The 18,636-nt window shown below is 31.4% G+C and carries 16 protein-coding genes; 2 read left to right on the top strand and 14 right to left on the bottom strand.

The window, feature by feature from the left end:
- Positions 1-216: 216 nt before the first annotated feature.
- Positions 217-669 carry a D-aminoacyl-tRNA deacylase gene (dtd, locus tag B5E79_RS11810; RefSeq protein WP_087298167.1) on the bottom strand — a complete coding sequence of 151 codons (453 nt, stop codon included), beginning with the start codon at positions 667-669 and terminating at the stop codon, positions 217-219.
- Between the two features lie 218 nt (positions 670-887).
- Here dtd and B5E79_RS11805 point away from each other — a divergent pair, with 218 nt between their 5' ends.
- Complete coding sequence (locus tag B5E79_RS11805) at positions 888-2,147, top strand: replication-associated recombination protein A (RefSeq protein ID WP_087298166.1); 1,260 nt, start codon at positions 888-890, stop codon at positions 2,145-2,147.
- 52 nt (positions 2,148-2,199) lie between these two features.
- On the opposite strand, the gene B5E79_RS11800 is transcribed toward B5E79_RS11805, so the two are convergent.
- Genes B5E79_RS11800 through B5E79_RS11770 form a run of 8 tightly spaced genes read right to left on the bottom strand, consistent with a single transcriptional unit; the run spans position 2,200 to position 10,960 of the window.
- Positions 2,200-3,312: a phosphotransferase enzyme family protein gene (locus B5E79_RS11800; RefSeq protein WP_241147496.1), complete on the bottom strand. Its 1,113-nt coding sequence runs from the start codon at positions 3,310-3,312 to the stop codon at positions 2,200-2,202.
- The gene (locus B5E79_RS11795; protein WP_087298164.1) at positions 3,302-4,228 is read right to left on the bottom strand and encodes a nucleotidyltransferase family protein; all 927 of its coding nucleotides are present in this window, start codon (positions 4,226-4,228) and stop codon (positions 3,302-3,304) included. Before B5E79_RS11795 ends, B5E79_RS11800 begins: the two co-directional genes overlap by 11 nt.
- A 16-nt stretch (positions 4,229-4,244) precedes the next feature.
- Positions 4,245-6,398 (bottom strand): 1,3-beta-galactosyl-N-acetylhexosamine phosphorylase, encoded by a 2,154-nt coding sequence (gene gnpA, locus B5E79_RS11790; RefSeq protein WP_087298163.1) that lies wholly within the window; start codon positions 6,396-6,398, stop codon positions 4,245-4,247.
- The gene (locus tag B5E79_RS11785; protein ID WP_087298162.1) at positions 6,395-7,525 is read right to left on the bottom strand and encodes an ABC transporter ATP-binding protein; all 1,131 of its coding nucleotides are present in this window, start codon (positions 7,523-7,525) and stop codon (positions 6,395-6,397) included. Before B5E79_RS11785 ends, gnpA begins: the two co-directional genes overlap by 4 nt.
- Before the next feature lie 10 nt (positions 7,526-7,535).
- A complete protein-coding gene (locus tag B5E79_RS13590) occupies positions 7,536-7,703 on the bottom strand; it encodes a DUF6903 family protein (RefSeq protein ID WP_164483503.1) in 168 nt (55 codons plus the stop codon).
- A gap of 12 nt (positions 7,704-7,715) precedes the next feature.
- Complete coding sequence (locus B5E79_RS11780) at positions 7,716-8,588, bottom strand: carbohydrate ABC transporter permease (protein WP_087244214.1); 873 nt, start codon at positions 8,586-8,588, stop codon at positions 7,716-7,718.
- 12 nt (positions 8,589-8,600) lie between these two features.
- Positions 8,601-9,497: a carbohydrate ABC transporter permease gene (locus tag B5E79_RS11775; RefSeq protein WP_087298161.1), complete on the bottom strand. Its 897-nt coding sequence runs from the start codon at positions 9,495-9,497 to the stop codon at positions 8,601-8,603.
- Between the two features lie 59 nt (positions 9,498-9,556).
- On the bottom strand, positions 9,557-10,960 hold the full coding sequence (locus B5E79_RS11770) for a carbohydrate ABC transporter substrate-binding protein (RefSeq protein ID WP_087244212.1): 1,404 nt from the start codon (positions 10,958-10,960) through the stop codon (positions 9,557-9,559).
- A 153-nt stretch (positions 10,961-11,113) separates the two neighbouring features.
- Between B5E79_RS11770 and B5E79_RS11765 the strand changes: the two genes are divergently transcribed.
- Complete coding sequence (locus tag B5E79_RS11765) at positions 11,114-11,998, top strand: AraC family transcriptional regulator (protein WP_087298160.1); 885 nt, start codon at positions 11,114-11,116, stop codon at positions 11,996-11,998.
- Positions 11,999-12,206: 208 nt separating this feature from the next.
- Here the strand turns inward: B5E79_RS11765 and miaA are convergent, their stop codons facing one another.
- From miaA to cotE, 5 genes are all read right to left on the bottom strand, one after another.
- Positions 12,207-13,130, bottom strand: coding sequence for a tRNA (adenosine(37)-N6)-dimethylallyltransferase MiaA (gene miaA, locus B5E79_RS11760; protein ID WP_087298159.1), 924 nt, complete (start codon positions 13,128-13,130; stop codon positions 12,207-12,209).
- The gene (locus B5E79_RS11755) at positions 13,123-13,482 is read right to left on the bottom strand and encodes a phage holin family protein (protein WP_087244209.1); all 360 of its coding nucleotides are present in this window, start codon (positions 13,480-13,482) and stop codon (positions 13,123-13,125) included. The genes miaA and B5E79_RS11755 overlap by 8 nt, the downstream gene beginning before the upstream one ends.
- Positions 13,482-15,296: a DNA mismatch repair endonuclease MutL gene (mutL, locus tag B5E79_RS11750; protein ID WP_087298158.1), complete on the bottom strand. Its 1,815-nt coding sequence runs from the start codon at positions 15,294-15,296 to the stop codon at positions 13,482-13,484. Before mutL ends, B5E79_RS11755 begins: the two co-directional genes overlap by 1 nt.
- A 12-nt stretch (positions 15,297-15,308) precedes the next feature.
- Positions 15,309-17,798, bottom strand: coding sequence for a DNA mismatch repair protein MutS (gene mutS / locus B5E79_RS11745; RefSeq protein WP_087298157.1), 2,490 nt, complete (start codon positions 17,796-17,798; stop codon positions 15,309-15,311).
- A gap of 95 nt (positions 17,799-17,893) precedes the next feature.
- Complete coding sequence (cotE, locus tag B5E79_RS11740) at positions 17,894-18,400, bottom strand: outer spore coat protein CotE (protein ID WP_087244206.1); 507 nt, start codon at positions 18,398-18,400, stop codon at positions 17,894-17,896.
- Positions 18,401-18,636 lie beyond the last annotated feature (236 nt).

Genomic DNA, 18,636 nt, shown 5'->3' with positions numbered 1-18,636 from the left:
CCTATCTTTATTGACGTGTTTACTGTTCAGTTTTCAATGTCCCTGTGCCCTCTCGTCGAGTGCTCATCTATAATACCATCTATCCTCTACCTTTGCAAGTCTTTTTTTTACTTTTTTTCGTTTTTTTGTTTTTTGATGGTTTAATCATCACATTTTTCTTAGAAAATAAACGTCTTTTCCTTTAAAACATTCAATTTTCTTATTTATAATATAAATTTACTTACAAATTTCCTGACTATCTAAAATAATTGTTACTGGTCCATCATTAATAAGTGAAACTTTCATATCAGCCCCAAATACACCTGTCTGCAACTCAATCCCGTGTTCTTTAATCTTTTCATTAAAATAATCATACAATGGTATAGCATATTCAGGTTTTGCAGCATGAATAAAACTAGGTCTTCTTCCCTTTTTACAATCCGCATACAATGTAAACTGAGAAATAGATAAAATACTCCCTTGAACATCTTGCAAAGATAGATTCATTTTCCCATTTTCATCTTCAAAAACGCGTAAGCCAAGCATTTTATCAACAATCTTATCGACAATTTCTTTTGTATCATCTTGACAAAAACCTACCAAAACCATAAATCCTTTTTGTATTTGTCCATATACACTCCCATCAATTGTAACACTGCTTTCTTTAACTCTTTGAACGACAACTTTCATTATATCCTCCATTTTCCTGTATCTCCATTAATGAGATACAAACCCTATAATCAAAACCCAATTTTGCATTAATTCAAATCAATTGAGTACATTTCTCTATAAAATATTTTTATTGTCAATATCCACAACAAATTTCATTTTCGCATTTTTCACCTATCCTTATACCTTGAAAAATGCTATAATCATTATATCAAAATCATAGAAAAAGGAAAGATTTTATGGCAACAACTTTAGCACATCGTATGCGTCCAACATCTTTAAAAGATGTTCTTGGTCAAAAACATATAGTCGGAGAAAATGCTTTATTTTCTCAATTTGTTAAAAAGAAACATCCTATGTCGACTATTCTTTATGGTCCACCTGGATGCGGAAAGACAACAATTGCATCAGCTCTAGCTAACGATTTAAATATTCCATATCGCCTTTTTAATGCTTCCACTGGAAACAAAAAAGAAATGGATATAATCATTGAAGAAGCAAAACTTTCCGGTGAACTCTTTGTCATTATTGATGAAGTTCATCGTCTTAATAAAGATAAACAAGATCACCTTTTACCCCATATTGAAAATGGATTACTTATTATTGCTGGATGTACAACAGCAAATCCATATCATTCTATCAATCCTGCCATTCGTTCGCGTTGTCAGATAGTAGAAGTTAAACCTTTAAGTCAAGACGATATTATTCTTGGATTAAACCGTGCTTTAACTGCAGAAAATGGTTTGAATAATGCATATCAAGTTGAAGATGGTGTCTTATCATATATTGCTCAATTAAGTAGTGGTGATATTCGTTATGCTTATAACTGCTTAGAAATCAGCACCATTCTTTCTGAGGATTCACTTATTACTTTAGATACTGTTCAAAAATCTTTATTTAAGGCTAATGCTCAATTTGATAAAGATGAAGATCAATATTATGATACATTAAGTGGTTTACAAAAATCTATACGTGGTAGTGACCCTAATGGTGCAATGTACTATCTAGGAAAATTAATAGAAGCTGGTGACATAGAATCTTTAGAAAGAAGAGTTATTACAACAGCATATGAGGATATAGGTTTAGCCAATCCAAATGCCTGCATGCGTACCGTCATCGCTTTTCAGGCAGCTAAAGTTATTGGCTTCCCTGAAGCACGCATTCCTATCGCAAGCGCTATTATTGATTTATGCCTATCACCAAAATCGAAGTCATCTGAAGCAGCTATTGATGCTGCTTTAGCATCTTTAGCTAAACATCCTTATCCAGCACCAAACTATTTACGATTAACACCTGTAGGACTTGAAGAAGATGAAAAATATAATTATAATCGTCCTGAACTTTGGGAATATATTCAATATCTTCCTGACCCAATCAAAAAAGAACAATTTTATATTCCATGGATGACAAGTTCTTATGAAAAAGCACTTGCTGAAAACTATCGTCGTATACTTAAACACGGAAGAACTCATCACCTTAAAGAACTTAATAAAAAATAAAAACATCTATCGTTTTATCATCAATCAAAACAATAGATGTTTTTTTATTTTCTTAATTTGTATACTTTGCTACTATTTCATTCATCTGATCCCATTTCTTTTCCATATCTGACACCAGTTTTAATTGAGTACGACAACGAACTAAATTATGTGTTGGATATTGAATCTTAAAATAAGTATCACCTTGCAAATAGTCAGTCAAAAAGCGCATTCCACATTCAAATGTCATCACTTTTGCCCCAATAGGAAGAGCTTTAATTTCAGATAATGTCAATTTCCCTTGACAACCTTCAAGAAATCCTTTTGTATATATTTCAAATAAATGCATGTCACACTCAACTTTTGATAAATCTTTTTCATCTTCTAAAGCAGTGCTTGCACCAAAACGAATAGAATCACCAAAATCATTAACAACCAACCCAGGCATCACTGTATCTAAATCAATTATACAAATGCCCTCATGTGTCTTATCATCAATCAAAATATTATTTAATTTTGTATCATTATGAGTTACACGTAATGGAAGTTCCCCGTTTTCTTGCATTTCTGTTAATATATTTGCTATATCTTCTCTTTGTAAAATAAATTGAATCTCATCTTGCACATCTTTTGCACGATGCATTTTATCTTCTTCTACTGCTGTTTTAAACACTTCAAATCTAGCTTTTGTATTATGAAAATCAGCAATTGTTTCATGTAAAGTGCTCGCAGGATAATCACTCAGTAAGTTTTGAAACTTTCCAAAAGCTAAACCACTTTGATAAAAGTCTTCTTCTGTTCTGACTTCATCATAACCCGTTGCCCCAACAATAAAATGATAAGCACGCCAGTAATCGCCATCACTATCTTTACAATAAGGTTTTCCATCTTTTGCCAAAATAACAGTAAGTGTTTCTCTTTCTGGATCTCCACCATTCTCAATAATTTTTTTTCTTAAAAACGCTGTAACATTTAAAATATTTTCCATTAATTGTTCAGGATTTATAAAAATTTTTGTATTCATGCGTTGTAAAATAACAGGAACAATGCCCATATGTTTTATTTTAAATTTAACTAAATAAGTATCATTAATATGTCCACTACCAAATGGTTCTATTGTAAATAATTCGCCTGAAAAATCAAATTGATTTATGACTTCTTTTACTTTCAAATGATTATTCATCATAAATACCCCACAACTTTTGAGGATATAAGCCCTGCTTTTTCATACGTTGAATCGCTTCTTCCACAACTGGCTTATCAGCTTTATATGTGACACCATACCATTTAGCAGGTGATTTTAAAACTTGTACAGTTGCCTTTTTTTCCTGCAATAATCTACTCACAACATCAGGAATAAAATATTCACATTTCAATGGGTTATATTTTAAATTCTGATCTAAAAATGTTGGAAATCCCTGAGCAATTTCTTCAATGATTTTTTGACTAAATCCCCATAAATTCATAGAAACAATTGTTCCTTTAGGCACTGCAAACCATTGGTCATCCTCCTGATACATTGCACCATTTAAATCAGCTTTAATTTTTGTGCGCTCAGTAATGCTACATAAATAATTTTGTTCATCAACTTCACAAATTCCTCGTGCTACTGTTCCATTTTCAGTCAGCGTATTTTCAATACAGTAACCTACCATAGCCAAACGATACAATTCATCATCTTGATGACCAGCCAAATAATTATAAATCATTTGAAAAGATTCAAAGCCATAGTAATCATCCGCATTGATCACTGCAAAAGGTCCATGAATCCATTGACGACAACAATAAAGTGCATGTGCTGTTCCCCATGGTTTATAACGTCCATCAGGCACCTGATACCCTTCTGGCAAATCATCAATCTGTTGAAAAGCATAATGAACATGCATTATATTTTCTATACGTTTACCAATCGTATTTTTGAAAATGTCTTCATTTTCTTTTTTAATGACAAAAACAACTGTATCAAATCCTGCTCTTTTGGCATCAAAAAGAGAAAAGTCAATAATAATATGTCCATCTTGGTCAACAGGATCTATTTGTTTCAATCCACCATATCTACTTCCCAATCCTGCAGCCATAATGACAAGAACTGGTTTTTCCATGTATTATTCTCCTCTCTTAAATTTCTACCCATCTTAATTCCATTGGTTCTAAATCTAATGTTTCTACTTTTTCACCATGAATATATAAATCCGTTGATAGTGAATCTGTTGTATTGTTAATAACAGCTATTTTTCCTACTTTTTCAAAAGCAGCGACTTCTGTATTCACATTACTTACATAAAATTTCTTCATTTCACTCTCTTTACCAGCAGCCCAATAAATAGCACGTAATAATAAACGACAATTTTGTGGTGAATAAGGCAATCCAGCAAAATAGACACTTCGTCCTTTTCCGTAAATATTAGTAACGAGCTGTGCATAACCATGATGTTGACTCAAAATTTGATAATTTTCACCATGAGCATAAATTCCATCCATTCCTTCTCCAAAATCAATTTCTTCATCAATATCTTCTAATAGGAAATGATTTGAATTCACTTGATTATATTTGTCATGACTCAAAGTAAAACCAACTTCTTTATCAACACCTAAAACATCACTCAATTGGAAAAATTGTCCCTGATATTGATAAGCTGTTGGATCACCGACACCGATAAATCCACCACCTTGATCTACCCATTTTCTAATACGTGTAACAACTTCTTCATCAATCCAATTCTCAGCTCCTGACCATGAAGTATATTGTGCTCCTGCATTAATAATAACTTTATATTGATCTAATGCACCCTTTTTTACATCTTCAAAATTAATAAATTCAATATCAATTGGCATACCACTTAAACATTCAATAATTCCTACATAAGAATAAATTTCTCGATACCAAATTGAGTGATGAACTTGATTATTCATCCATTTTCTACATGCTCCCCAGCAATTTAAAATAGCGACCTTAAATGGAGATACATATGCTTGAGTTCCCTGAATAGTCTGATGAATTTCTCTAAATTCATCTACAACATGTTTAATTGTATCAATAAATCCAGGCCATTCTAACGCCAGCTTTAAATATCCTCCATAACCAATACGATCTAATGGACTACGTAAAATAGCACGACGTGCTTTCAGCCAATTATTATGAGCTTCTCCAATAGGATCGCCACCTTCACAGAAAACATCTGGGAAAAAGTATGGAAGTAAACGTCCTTCAGTGTATTTAACACCTTTAATATCCGAAATCATCCTCATCGTTACTCCATCACCTACAGAGCCTACAACAGCATCAAGTCCTATTGATTCAAAATAAGGACCATATGGTTCTGTCCCAATCCAATGATCTCCTAAAAACATCATAGCTTCTTTTCCATAACTATGAACAATATCTACAAGTTCTTTAGCCAGTTGACAAACTTCCTGCTGTTGAAACTCAATAAAATCCTTAAATTCTTTTGATGGAACTCTAAACAATGAATTATGATATCCCTGATCAACAATAAATTCAGGTCTAAATTTATATCCTGCCCATTTTTCAAATTTTCTTAAAATATAAGGTGAAACACTAGCACTATACCCAAACCATTCAACAAATTTTTCTCTTTTTTGTTCATCAAAAGTTAAAGTAAATTGATGGAAAAAAGTTGTAAAACGAATAACATCAACTTGAGGATGATCTTCACAGAATTTTTTCAATTTCTCTTTTACATATTTTTGTGTTTTCGGTTGTCTCACATCATATGTCAATTGATGTGGGGCATCTTTCCAGTCATTTGTTATAAAATTATACATATGAACAGGATCCCAAATTAAAAATGCTAAAAAACTGACTGTATATACATGATATGGGATTGTTTGTATTGTAACAGTTCCTTGATCTTGATCGTATTCCCAACAATCAGGTGAAATAACTTCTCCTGTCGTACGATCAATAACTTCCCACCAAACTTTTGGGTCATCAATAAAATTAGGCTTTAACTGTTCAGTATGGAATCCTTTCATTAAAGTAATTGTTAAAGATGACTGTTTTGCTGTATAACGATCTGTTATAAGATACTCTTGTTGAATTTCTTCAGGATTCGCAAGTGCCCATTCATTATCTTTTCTTGTTGTATAATAAGTAGCATAAACCTTTGCATCCATATCCAACAATTCTTGTGGCATTTGCGTTCCATCACAATCTCTAATTGCATCAGCTCCTAGACTTTCTTTAAGTGCTATTGTTTCATCAATAACATCTAAATCAGTAGGGAGTGTAAGTCGTCCATAATTTTTCATGATTCTTTTTCTCCATTTTCTAATATATTTAATTCACTCTCTTTATCAAAGAAATGTGCTTTATTCATCAAATATGTAAATGATCCCTGATCCCCAGTTCTTAAAGCGGTACTTCCAGGAACTTTCACCACAAATGGCTGATTATCTTTTGTCATATGAATATAGCTTTCTGCACCCATTAATTCTACAACATCTATTTCACTTTGAAATGATGATTCAGGATGTGACATGATATAATGAGGATGTGTTGATATATCTTCTGGACGAATGCCCATTGTGACAACCTTACCTATATATCCTTTTTCTTTTAATATTGTTCCTTTATCTTCAGGAATTTCCAAACTGATATCTGAAAGTTCAATATACATTTTGCCTTCTCTTTCAACGATTTTTCCATCTCTAAAATTCATTTGCGGACTTCCAATAAATCCAGCTACAAATTTATTAATTGGATGTTCATATAAAAATGTTGGGGCTGCAACCTGCTGAATGCGACCATCTTTCATAACAACAATTCTTGTTCCCATTGTCATCGCCTCAGTTTGATCATGTGTGACATAAATAAAAGTTGTTCCTAATTGTTGATAAATTTTTAAAATTTCAACTCTCATCTGTACTCTTAATTTTGCATCAAGATTGCTTAATGGTTCATCCATTAAAAAGACTTTTGGTTCACGAACAATTGCTCTTCCCAATGCTACACGCTGTCTTTGTCCACCAGATAATGCTTTTGGTTTTCGATCTAGATATTGTTCGATATCAATCGCTTTTGCTACTGCTCTTACACGTCTATCTATTTCATCCTTAGGAACTTTTGCAATTTTTAATCCAAATGCTATATTATCATAAACAGTCATATGAGGGTATAATGCATAAGACTGAAACACCATTGCTATATCACGATTTTTAGGTGCTACATCATTCATCAATTGACCATCAATATAAAGTTCTCCAGAAGAAATATCTTCTAATCCTGCAATCATTCTTAATGTTGTAGATTTTCCACATCCAGATGGTCCTACAAAAACAATAAATTCTTTATCGGCAATATCTAAGTTAAAATCAAAAACCGCCTGTACCTGATTATCATATATTTTATCAATATGTTTTAAAGATAGTGTTGCCATATAATTCCTCCTACTTATATTTTTTATTGTACATATACAGCAAGATCAATAGTCCTGCTAAACCAATCAACTCTAAAACTAAACCTGTATATCCCACCAGACTTTGACCATAACAGACTAAAACAAAGGAAACAACAAAACAAACAATTGCGATAATATTTTTTGTTATTTGACTCATACTTTCACACCTCTAATCTTTTAATCCGCCAAGCGTCATACCTTGCGTTAATTTCTTTTGAACTAAGATATATAATATTAATGTAGGCAACATGACAATCACAAGACCCGCATATAATTGTCCATAATTGGCAGCCGCCATCTGTCCTTTAGATAAAGTGACTAACCCTACTGGTAAAGTTTTTGAAGCCCCAGGCATTAATGTTAAAGCGATGATATATTCATTCCAAAAAGCTAAAAAGTTAAATAGAATAACAGTAATAATACTTGGTTTAGCCATTGGAGCCATAACTTTAATTAAAGTTTTAAAATAACCACATCCATCAATAAATGCTGCTTCTTCATAAGCTTTTGGTAATGTTTTAAAATAACCACTTAATAAATAGATAGTAAATGGTAAAGCTGTAGAAGCATAAACAACTGCTAAAACAAATATGTTATCCAAAAAGAAAGTTTGACCAAATAAATTATAAATCACATCATCCCAATCTAATAACATCAAGAAAATAGGCACCACAATATAGTTAACATTAATAAAAAGTCCTGCCATAAATAAAGTATTAATAATTTTCTTACCAGCAAAGTCAAATCTTGCTAGAACATAAGAAGCCGGTAAAGCAATGATAACCAGTAAAATCAAACCTAATGCTGTTACAATCACAGAATTCAATAAATATTCAGCCATATGTGCTTTTTCAAAAGCATCAATAAAGTTTTGAAAATAAAAACTCATTGGTAACGTCCATGGACTCCCTTGAAACTCTGCGTTTGTTTTTAATGAAGAAACAAACACCCAGGCAACAGGAACAATAATAGAAATAGCCAAAGAAATCAATGCTACATAGACAAATATTTTATATAACTTTTCTGTACTCATTTTTTTCATATGTCTACCTCCCTAGTATTCCAATTCATCACGTTCAGTTATCTTATTAATCGTAGCACTTAATAAGAAAGAAAATAAGAATGTTACAGCCCCAATGGCCATACCATATCCATAACTTGCATTATTGTATGCTTGATCGTAAAGATAGAATAATAAAACACGACTTGCTCCATCTGGTCCTCCAGTTGTCATAACTTGCACAAGTAAAAAACTCAAGTTAATTGTACTAATAACGAAAAATGTTAATGTTGTACGAATATTTGTCCAAATCAAAGGAAGCGTAATCATAAAGAATTGTTTGATTTTACCACATCCATCCAATTCAGCAGCTTCATAATAATGGGCTGGAATAGATGACATACTTGCCATATACATAACCATATAATAACCTATAGCCTGCCATATTAAAGCAAAAGCAATGGAATACATAACAATAGACTGATTACCTAAAAATTGGACACCAATCCAACCTTCTCCATGAAACAGACTCAGAAAGCTATTCAATAATCCATTTGTTGAAGGGTCGTAGATAGCACTAAAAATGGCCCCAATAACGACAATAGATAATATATTAGGAATATAGAAAATAACCCTAAAGAAATTCTGACCTTTCAATTTCTCTCTTACCAAAATGGCAGCAAATAAAATGGCTAAAGCAAGAGTAAAAACTGTCACAACGACAATGACAAATATTGTATTTTGGAACGCACGAATAAAATTCATATCTTGAAATAAAATGACAAAATTATTAATTCCGACAAATTCTTTGATATCTGAAAATCCACCCCATTTTAATGTCGACATTAAAAAGACATTGATTGTAGGATAAATCATAAATATAGCAAATAAAATAACTGCTGGAGCAAGACATAAAATCACAAAACGTCTTTTTTCCTTAGTTTTATTCATAAAATACCTCCTTTAAAAGGTAGGCGATTTTCCCACCGCCTACCTTCTATATTTTTTGACTATTTGTCTGCTTTTGCATTTGCTTCTGCGATTTTTGCAACTGCATCAACAGATTCTTGATACCATTGATCAACAGATTTATCTCCGTTCATTACAGAGTTAACTGATCCAAATAAAATACCAGTTTCACCTGTTAAAGTCACACCTTCAACAGCTTCAGCAGCCATGAATGTTGCACTATTTGTTTTTATACCTTTTTCAGATAATGTATACATAAATGTATCTGATTCAGCTACTCTCTTTTCAGAGCCTTTAATAGGAATTAAATATCCTGCTTTATAAACTTCTTTACCATCATCATTCTTTTTCATTGCTTCTTCATCTAAAGCACCATATTTATAGAATAAGTCTGCTGCTTCATCACTATAACAATAAGCTAAGAATTGTAATGCAAGATCTTTGTTTTCAGCTTTTTCAGGAACATACATTTGTTCAACAAAGTTTGTTGAATAAGAATCTCCACCAGCTTTAGCAGCTGGAATTCCAGTCATACCCCATTCGAAACCTTCAGGTGTCGTTGCTGCCATTTCACCAGGTAACCAAGTTCCATTAGGAATAAATAATGCATCTCCATCAATAACGGCTTGTTGATTTTTAACAAAATTATCACCATTAGCATTTGCTACTGTTGTAGGTAATGTATAATCTTTTAATTTTCCAACAATTTCAAATGCTTCTTTAACTTCAGGAAGTTTCCATGCTTCTGTATCATAAGCAATTAATTTAGCATAAACTTCAGGGCCAGCAGTTGCATTTAATAAAGAAGTAAAGAACGCATCAAAATATCCAGCAGTTGGATAAGTAAATAAGTAAATTCCTTCTTTCTTTGCTTTTTCTCCTAATTCAAACATTCCATCCCAATCAGTTGGTACTTCCCAACCTTTTTCTTTAAATAATCCAGCATTATAAAATAATCCACAAGGTGCATTATTAAGTGGTGCTAAACGTAAAGTTCCATCACCATAAGGATCAGCAGTTGCTCCTTCAACAAATGATGTTAAAACTTTATCTTTCACTTTCACGTCTTCACCTGGAACTGTTTCATCCAATAACGCAGAAATATCAGCAATTTGTTTTTCTTTAATAAGTGTATCAGTTAATCCCCCAGTTGCTCCAACACTTAAGTAAATAATATCAGGAACATCTTTTCCAGAAGTCATTTTTGGTCTTAAAACATCACTAATTTTTTTATCAAATGTAGATTCTACTTTAACACCTGTTTTTTCTTCAAACTTTTTAATAACTTCTTCCCAACCTTTTGTTCCATAACCACCATCTAATCCGGCGATTTTTAAAGTTTTACTTTCATTACTAGATGTACTACTATTATTACTGCAGCCTGTAATTAATGTCGCACACATTAATAATGAAAGACCTAAAGATAACATTCTTTTCATTTTCATCTGTTATTTTCCTCCTCCATGATATCTTTCTAATAACAATATATATAAATGTAAGCGTTTTATCTATATCGAAATTGTTTATTTTTTTATATATCTTGCTATTATTTAAAAATGCGATATAATTAAAAAGGAAGCTAAAGAGAGGAATATAATATGAGCAGTAATCGTATCAATATCGTTGATGATCAATTCTTTGACCATAAATCACAATTAATGTATATTTCGCATTCTAAATACGGAAGTGATTGGAAATCTTTAAAACATTTTCATCCTTTTACAGAAATTTTTTTTGTTTTGAATGGAAGAGGCAAATTCACCGTTGAAAATAAAACCTTTCCCATTAAAGAAAATGATCTCATTGTTGTTTTTCCTAATGTGTACCATTATGAGAATTCGCAAGAAGATAAACCTTTGGAATATGTTGTATTAGGTGTAAAAGACTTATTATTTCAAATAGATGAAATCAATCCACATTTTATTTATCAAAACTTTAATAAGGATAGTGGTGATATTCGTTATTATTTTTCGCATCTATTAGTTGAAAGTAAAAATAAAGAAATAGGATATGATACTGTCTGTCAAAAACTATTAGAACTTTTATTACTTAAAATCATTAGAAAGCTCAACATTCAACTTCATTCGCATCAATCTTCATTACCTATAAGACGTGAAATAAAAATGATTTGTCAATATATTGATCAAAATTATGCAAATAATATAACACTTGAATCTCTTGCTCAATATATGAAAATGAATAAATATTACATGTCTCATGAGTTTAAAAAATACATGCATATTTCACCTATTCAATATCTTATTGAACGACGCATTAAAGAATGTCAATCACTTTTAAGAACATCCAGTCTATCTATCTCAGAAATATCTGAAGCAGTTGGATTTTCTTCTCAATCTTATTTTGCGCAAATTTTTAAAAAAACTCTTGGTTTAACACCTCTACAATACCGTCAATCAAATACAAACGATGAAATATTGCATCAAAATGATCATGATAACTTTCTTATTCAATCCATTGAATAAAAGCATAAAACCTTATCATCAACAATCCTATATCAAATACAACTTAAAAATGTACAATTTTATTCTAATAAAATTGTACATTTTTTATCATTTTCATTTTTCAAAAACAAAGAAACTCTATAACATAAGATAGATTTCATGTTTTAAAAAGCTATCTATCAATGCTTACTTTTTCCTTATATCATATTTATCATATAAAAAGATGGACTCATACAAGAGTCCATTTATTGATTTGTTCACACACTGATTGAATCGTATGATCAAAACAATCTAAATCCACATCATACCAGTGAACAGGAAATTGGTTTCTAAACCATGTATATTGCCTTTTGGCATATTGTCGTGAATGTTTTTTGATATTTTCATACACTTCCTCACGACTAATCAATTGATCAAAATAATCAAACCATTCTTTATATCCAATAGCTTTCATACTTTGATTTTCCCTTGTCAATCCGGTTTGATATAATTGATAAACTTCCTGTTCTAATCCTTGTTGCTTCATAGATTCAACACGTTGATTAATTCTTTCATATAGGCATTCTCTTTCCATAGTCAAGCCAACAAAATAGGCATCATAAAAACAAATATGTTGTTGAGCATCAATAATTTCACTTTTTCTTTGACCAGTCTGCTCATATATTTCAATAGCACGTAAAACACGTTGACGATTATGTGGATGAAGCTCCAAAGCACTCTTAGGATCTATTGATTTTAAATATTCATAGAGTTCTTCGTGACTATAATGAGCATATTTTTTTCTAAAGAATTCATGATGGTCTTCTGTATCATTAAAAGTATAATCATATAAGGCCGCTTTAATATAAAGACCAGTCCCCCCAACAATAATAGGCATTTTTCCTCTTTGGACAATTTCATCAATCGTTTTTCTAACCTGAGTTTGAAAATCTTTCACACTATAATAAGCATCCGGCTCTAACATATCAATACAATGATGAACAATTCCCTGCATTTCTTCATGAGTCACTTTAGCCGTACCAATATCCATTCCTTTATAGATTTGCATAGAATCTCCACTAATCACTTCACCATTGAAATATTTTGCTAAAGCAACTCCCATTCTTGTTTTTCCTACACCTGTTGGTCCTACAACAACAATCACTTTATTCATTGATTTTACCAATTCCCAGTAAACTATATAAAATAGAGATGATAACCGATATAATAATTGTGAGACCAAAAGAAGGAATATAGAAATCTGGAGCCAAAATCATTTCAGCTATTTCTAATACAAAACCATTAATAATCAACTGAAACAATCCTAAAGTTAATAATGTGATAGGAAAAGCTATAAAAGTTAATAGAGGTTTAATAAACGTATTTAACAAAGCTAAAACAATAGCAATCAAACAAGCAACACCAAAGTTTTTCACATACACTTCTGGAAATAGATATGTTGTAAGCATAATAACAGCACCACCTAAAAGAAATTCTAAGACTAAACGAAAAATACTTTTACGCATTAAACCACCCTCTTAAATAATTTTTCTAATTCATAACTACTGTAAAAAATAATTGTTGGTCTACCATGTGGACAAACATATGGATTATCACATCGCATAAGATTATCAAAAATAGTCTGCATATCCGCTTGTGATAAATACGTATTCGCTTTTAATGATGCTTTACAGCTAAGTGTTGCAATCGCATGATCTTGCAAGGCAACAACATCTAAATGATTTTTATGCAAAACTTCTTGAATCATTTCATCTACAAATACATTCTCATCAATTTTTTTCATCCATAGTGGTAAACTTCTTACAATATAACCATGTTGCCCAAATACTTCTAAATGGATACCTACTTTTTCTAGCATCTCTTTTCTTTCTTCTAAAATAAGAAATTCACTCATTGGATATTCAAATTGTAATGGAACAATCAATGGTTGCATTGTCAAATCAAGATTGGCAAATTTATCTTTATAATATTCATAATTAATTCTTTCTTGAGCAGCATGCTGATCAACCAGATACATTCCTTTTTCATTTTCACCAATCAAATAAGTTCCATGAATCTGTACTTTCGCATATATTTTTTCCTTTATAGGTTTTATTTTTTCTTCCTTCATCATAGGTTGTGGATTTTCAGGTATGATAACATCCTGTTGCACCTCTTGACTTTGATATGCCAAAACAGGTTCTTCAACACTATGATTGTCTTTTGAAACAGCTGACTGAGTCCATAAAGTTTTTTCTTGAATTGGCGGTTCTTCTGAAATTGGCAATGTCATTTGATCTAATTGTGGTTTGAAAGTTTCTCGTTCTGTTTGCTTATTTTTAGCTTCATATGTTAAATCGACCTGTCTCAATGTTTCACTGACACCATTATAAATTAAATCTCTTAATTCATATTCTTTAGAAAAACGAACTTCTAATTTAGATGGATGAACATTGACATCAACCAAATAAGGATCAACTTCAATATTGACAACAGCAATAGGGTAACGATTATCAGCCAAATAAGAACGATAGGCATTATTAATAGCATCTATACTCATGACATTTTTAACATAACGATGATTAACCAAAGTAATAATATTAGCTTTAGATGCACGTGATGTATCTATTTTACTGATATATCCATCTATTTGAAATTCATCAGTCTGCAGATGCAATGGCAACATATTTTTAGCTGTTGCAATTCCATACATATTAGCAATGACCTCTAAGAGCTGTCCTTTTCCATTCGTTTGAAAAATAGCCTTATCATTATGATAAAGATGAAAAGCTATTTTAGGATAAGCCAATGCCATACGTTCTACATATTGATGAATAGCCGCAAATTCACTATTAACAGATTTTAAATATTTTAATCTGGCAGGAACATTTTGAAAGAGTTTCGTAACAGTGATTTGTGTCCCTTTAGGCAAGTCGCAAACTTCCTCTTGCTGATACTTACCAAATTCATAAACAATAGATGTTCCCTGCAAGCCCGTTGAAGTTCTTAAATCAAAGCGACTGACTGAGGCGATAGAAGGAATAGCTTCTCCTCTAAAACCTAATGTCATAATATTGAATAAATCTCGATCATCCTTAATTTTACTTGTCGCATGCCTAGAAAAACACAAATGTGCATCCACTGCTTCCATGCCTTCTCCGTTATCACAAACTTTTATTTTTTGCATACCACCATCTTCAATGAATATATCAATTTTTGAAGCACCGGCATCAATACTATTTTCAACCAGTTCTTTGACGACACTTGATGGTCTTTCTACAACTTCCCCAGCCGCTATTTTATTAGAAAGAATATCATCTAATTGTCTGATTTTCCCCATTTTCTCACCTCACTATAATAATTTTTTTAATTCAATTAATGTACTTAAAGCATCTAATGGAGATAATGACATTGGATCAATACGTTCTAATGCTTTTTCCACTGCACTTTCTTTTGTAATCATTTGAGGTTCTTTTTTTTCACTAATAACTTTTTCAATATTATTATTTTCTAAAGATTCTAAAATCACTTGAGAGCGTTGGATAACTTCTTCTGGTAACTTCGCTAATTGAGCAACATTAATACCATAAGAACGATGACTTTTCCCTGGTTTAATCTTATAAAGGAAAACAATATGATCATCTTCTATTGAAGCACTGGCATGTACATTTTGAATATGGAAAGATGCATCCATCATTGTCAGTTCATGATAATGTGTTGAAAACAGAGTTATACATTGTATTGATGTTGCAATGTATTCAATAATGGATTGGGCAATGGCCATACCATCAAAAGTTGCTGTCCCACGACCAATTTCATCAAAAATAATTAATGAATCTTTGGTTGCATAACGTAAAGCATTATTTGCTTCAAGCATTTCTACCATGAAAGTTGATTGTCCAGAAATCAAATCATCACTAGCACCAATACGGGTAAAAATTTGATCAAAGATAGGCATATTCGCTTCATCTGCTGGAACAAAAGAACCAATTTGTGCCATAATCACACTTAATGCAATTTGTCGCATATACGTAGATTTACCACCCATATTAGGTCCTGTAATCAATAGAATAGATTGATCTTCAGGAATATGAATATCATTAGGTACATAATTTTGTCGAGAGATAACTTGTTCTATCACTGCATGTCTGCCATTGACAATATTTAAAGTATGATTTTGATTAAAAGTTGGTCTGACATATCCATATGCACTTGCTTTTGAGGCCAAGGATTGATAGACATCAATTTGTGCAATTACTGCGGCAACATCTTGGATCAAATGGACATCTTTTTTAATATATTCTCGCATTTGTACAAAAATTTCATATTCTAGCGCAACAATTTTATCATTAGCACTTAAAATCTTAGCTTCCATTTCTTTAAGCTCTGGTGTCACAAAACGTTCAGCATTAGAAATACTTTGTTTACGTGTATATTCAAACTCATCTTTAATCATTGGTAAATAACTTTTTGTGACTTCAATATAATAACCAAAAACACGATTATAACCTATTTTTAAGCCTTTGATGCCTGTTTTTTCTCTTTCTTTAGCTTCAAATTCACTTAACCATTGTTTTCCATTTTCACGAATATATCTCAATTCATCTAATTCCTGATTATAACCTGAGCGAATCAATCCACCTTCTTTTAATGTCAATGGAGGATTATCAATAATGGCCTCATCAATGGTCTGGGTTAAATGTGATAAATCTATGAGTTGATTCGCCAATTCATGCGTATAAGGATGATCTAATGATAAAAGCTGATGCTTCAATTCTGGGATCACCTTTAAAGAAGAAGCAATCCATTTTAAATCTCTGGCGTTAACATTTCCAAAAGCAATACGTCCAGCTAATTTTTCCAAATCATATACATCATTAATAATATCTTTAATAGTTTCACGTTCAATGAAATTATCAATTAATATTTCAATGATATCCATACGTTTTTCAATTTTTTCCTGATTAACCAATGGTCTTTCAATCCACTGTCTTAATAAACGACCACCCATTGCTGATTTTGTATCATCTAATAACCATTGCAAAGTCCCATAACTTTCATTATTTAAATTCTTTATTAATTCTAATGACTTCTTTGTATAAGAATCCATATAAATATAATCTTCAGTTTTTACTTCCTGAATTTTTTGTATATGTTCTAACTCTCTTTTTTGAGTATCCAACATATAATTTAATAATAAAGAACATATTTTGATTTGTTTTAGATCAGTTATTGAATCAAAGATTTTTTTATAGTTTTCATTAAATTTATCATTATCAAAATGTGAAATAAATAAACCATCCATTGTCCAATCATCTTGAACAACAATTTCTTTCAACCCTAAAGAATCAATATAGTTTTTAAGAACATGTTCCTTTTTATCAATATTGACAACATAGAATTCACCTGTTGAAATATCGCAATAAGCCAAAGTATAGTTAAAATCAAAAATACCTAAAGCCCCAATATAATTATTTCTTTTTTCATTTAAAGACGTATCCATAATCGTTCCAGGAGTAATAATTTGAACAACGCCACGTTTGACAATACCTTTTTTTCCAGGTTCAGATAATTGTTCTACAATTGCTACTTTATGTCCTAAATCAATAAGTTTTTGAATATAGCCACTGACTGAGTGAAAAGGAACTCCACACATAGGAACTCTTTCTTTAACCCCAGCATTTTTTCCAGTCAAAGCTAAATCCAATGCTTTAGATACAACAATAGCATCATCAAAAAACATTTCATAGAAATCACCTAAACGAAACATCACTATAGCATCTTGATTCTGTTCTTTAATTTCCAAGTATTGCATCATCATTGGTGAATATTTTTGCTTCATAATATTCCTCCTTTATAACTTCCACATTATAGCATATTTTGTAAAATAAAGAAAAGATTCCATACAAAAAAAGATGCAAAAAGCATCTTCCTATACTAGCCTTTAATAAAATGTGGATTGATTTCAATATCTTCTAAATCATCCCAAATTTCTTCTTCATCTTTCACTTCTACTTTAATACATGTTTCTCCACTAATTTCAATTTGCATTTCTTTTTCAATTTCAATTGTCACTTCTTTTGATGCATGCGTAGCCGATAAACATTTTGGCTTTTCTAAACATCTCCCTTTGACCTGATCACTATTTTCAAATTCACGATCTTCCTTTTTAGTAACCTGCATGTCGTCAATATAAGTGACCTGATGTTTTTCTACAATTGAATCCATTTCATCATGATAACTGTACCAAATGTGAATATCAAAAGTACCAACAATTTTAGGAATCTTATTTTTAATAGCGGCTTCATAGTGATGATTAGTAATCCAGCACCCCAGTATATCATCAGGTAAATGACTCAAAGTAAAATTGTAAGTATTCCTAGATAATTTTTTGCCTTTAGCCACAATCGCTTTTGTATAGATCTCTCTAATATTATGACTCATAAACCCACCTCTATATACTATATGATAAATCTCCTTAATTACCACAATTTTTTAATATATTCATCAAATATTAACCAGTGAGTTCGTGAATTCCCTTAATCAATAATCATAAACATGATAAAAAAAGGACAAAATAAATTTTGTCCATGGCGATTAATCATCTTTGATGATTATCGCTTTTTTGTATTGTATAATCATCTTAGGTGGTGTTCTTATGATTGATCTCTCTACTCCTG

The organism is Massilimicrobiota sp. An134, assembly GCF_002160815.1.
Classification (GTDB): Bacteria; Bacillota_I; Bacilli_A; order Erysipelotrichales; family Coprobacillaceae; genus Allocoprobacillus; species Allocoprobacillus merdigallinarum.
Note: the sequence above shows the minus strand (reverse complement) of the source record. Positions and strands in the feature narration are given on the sequence as shown.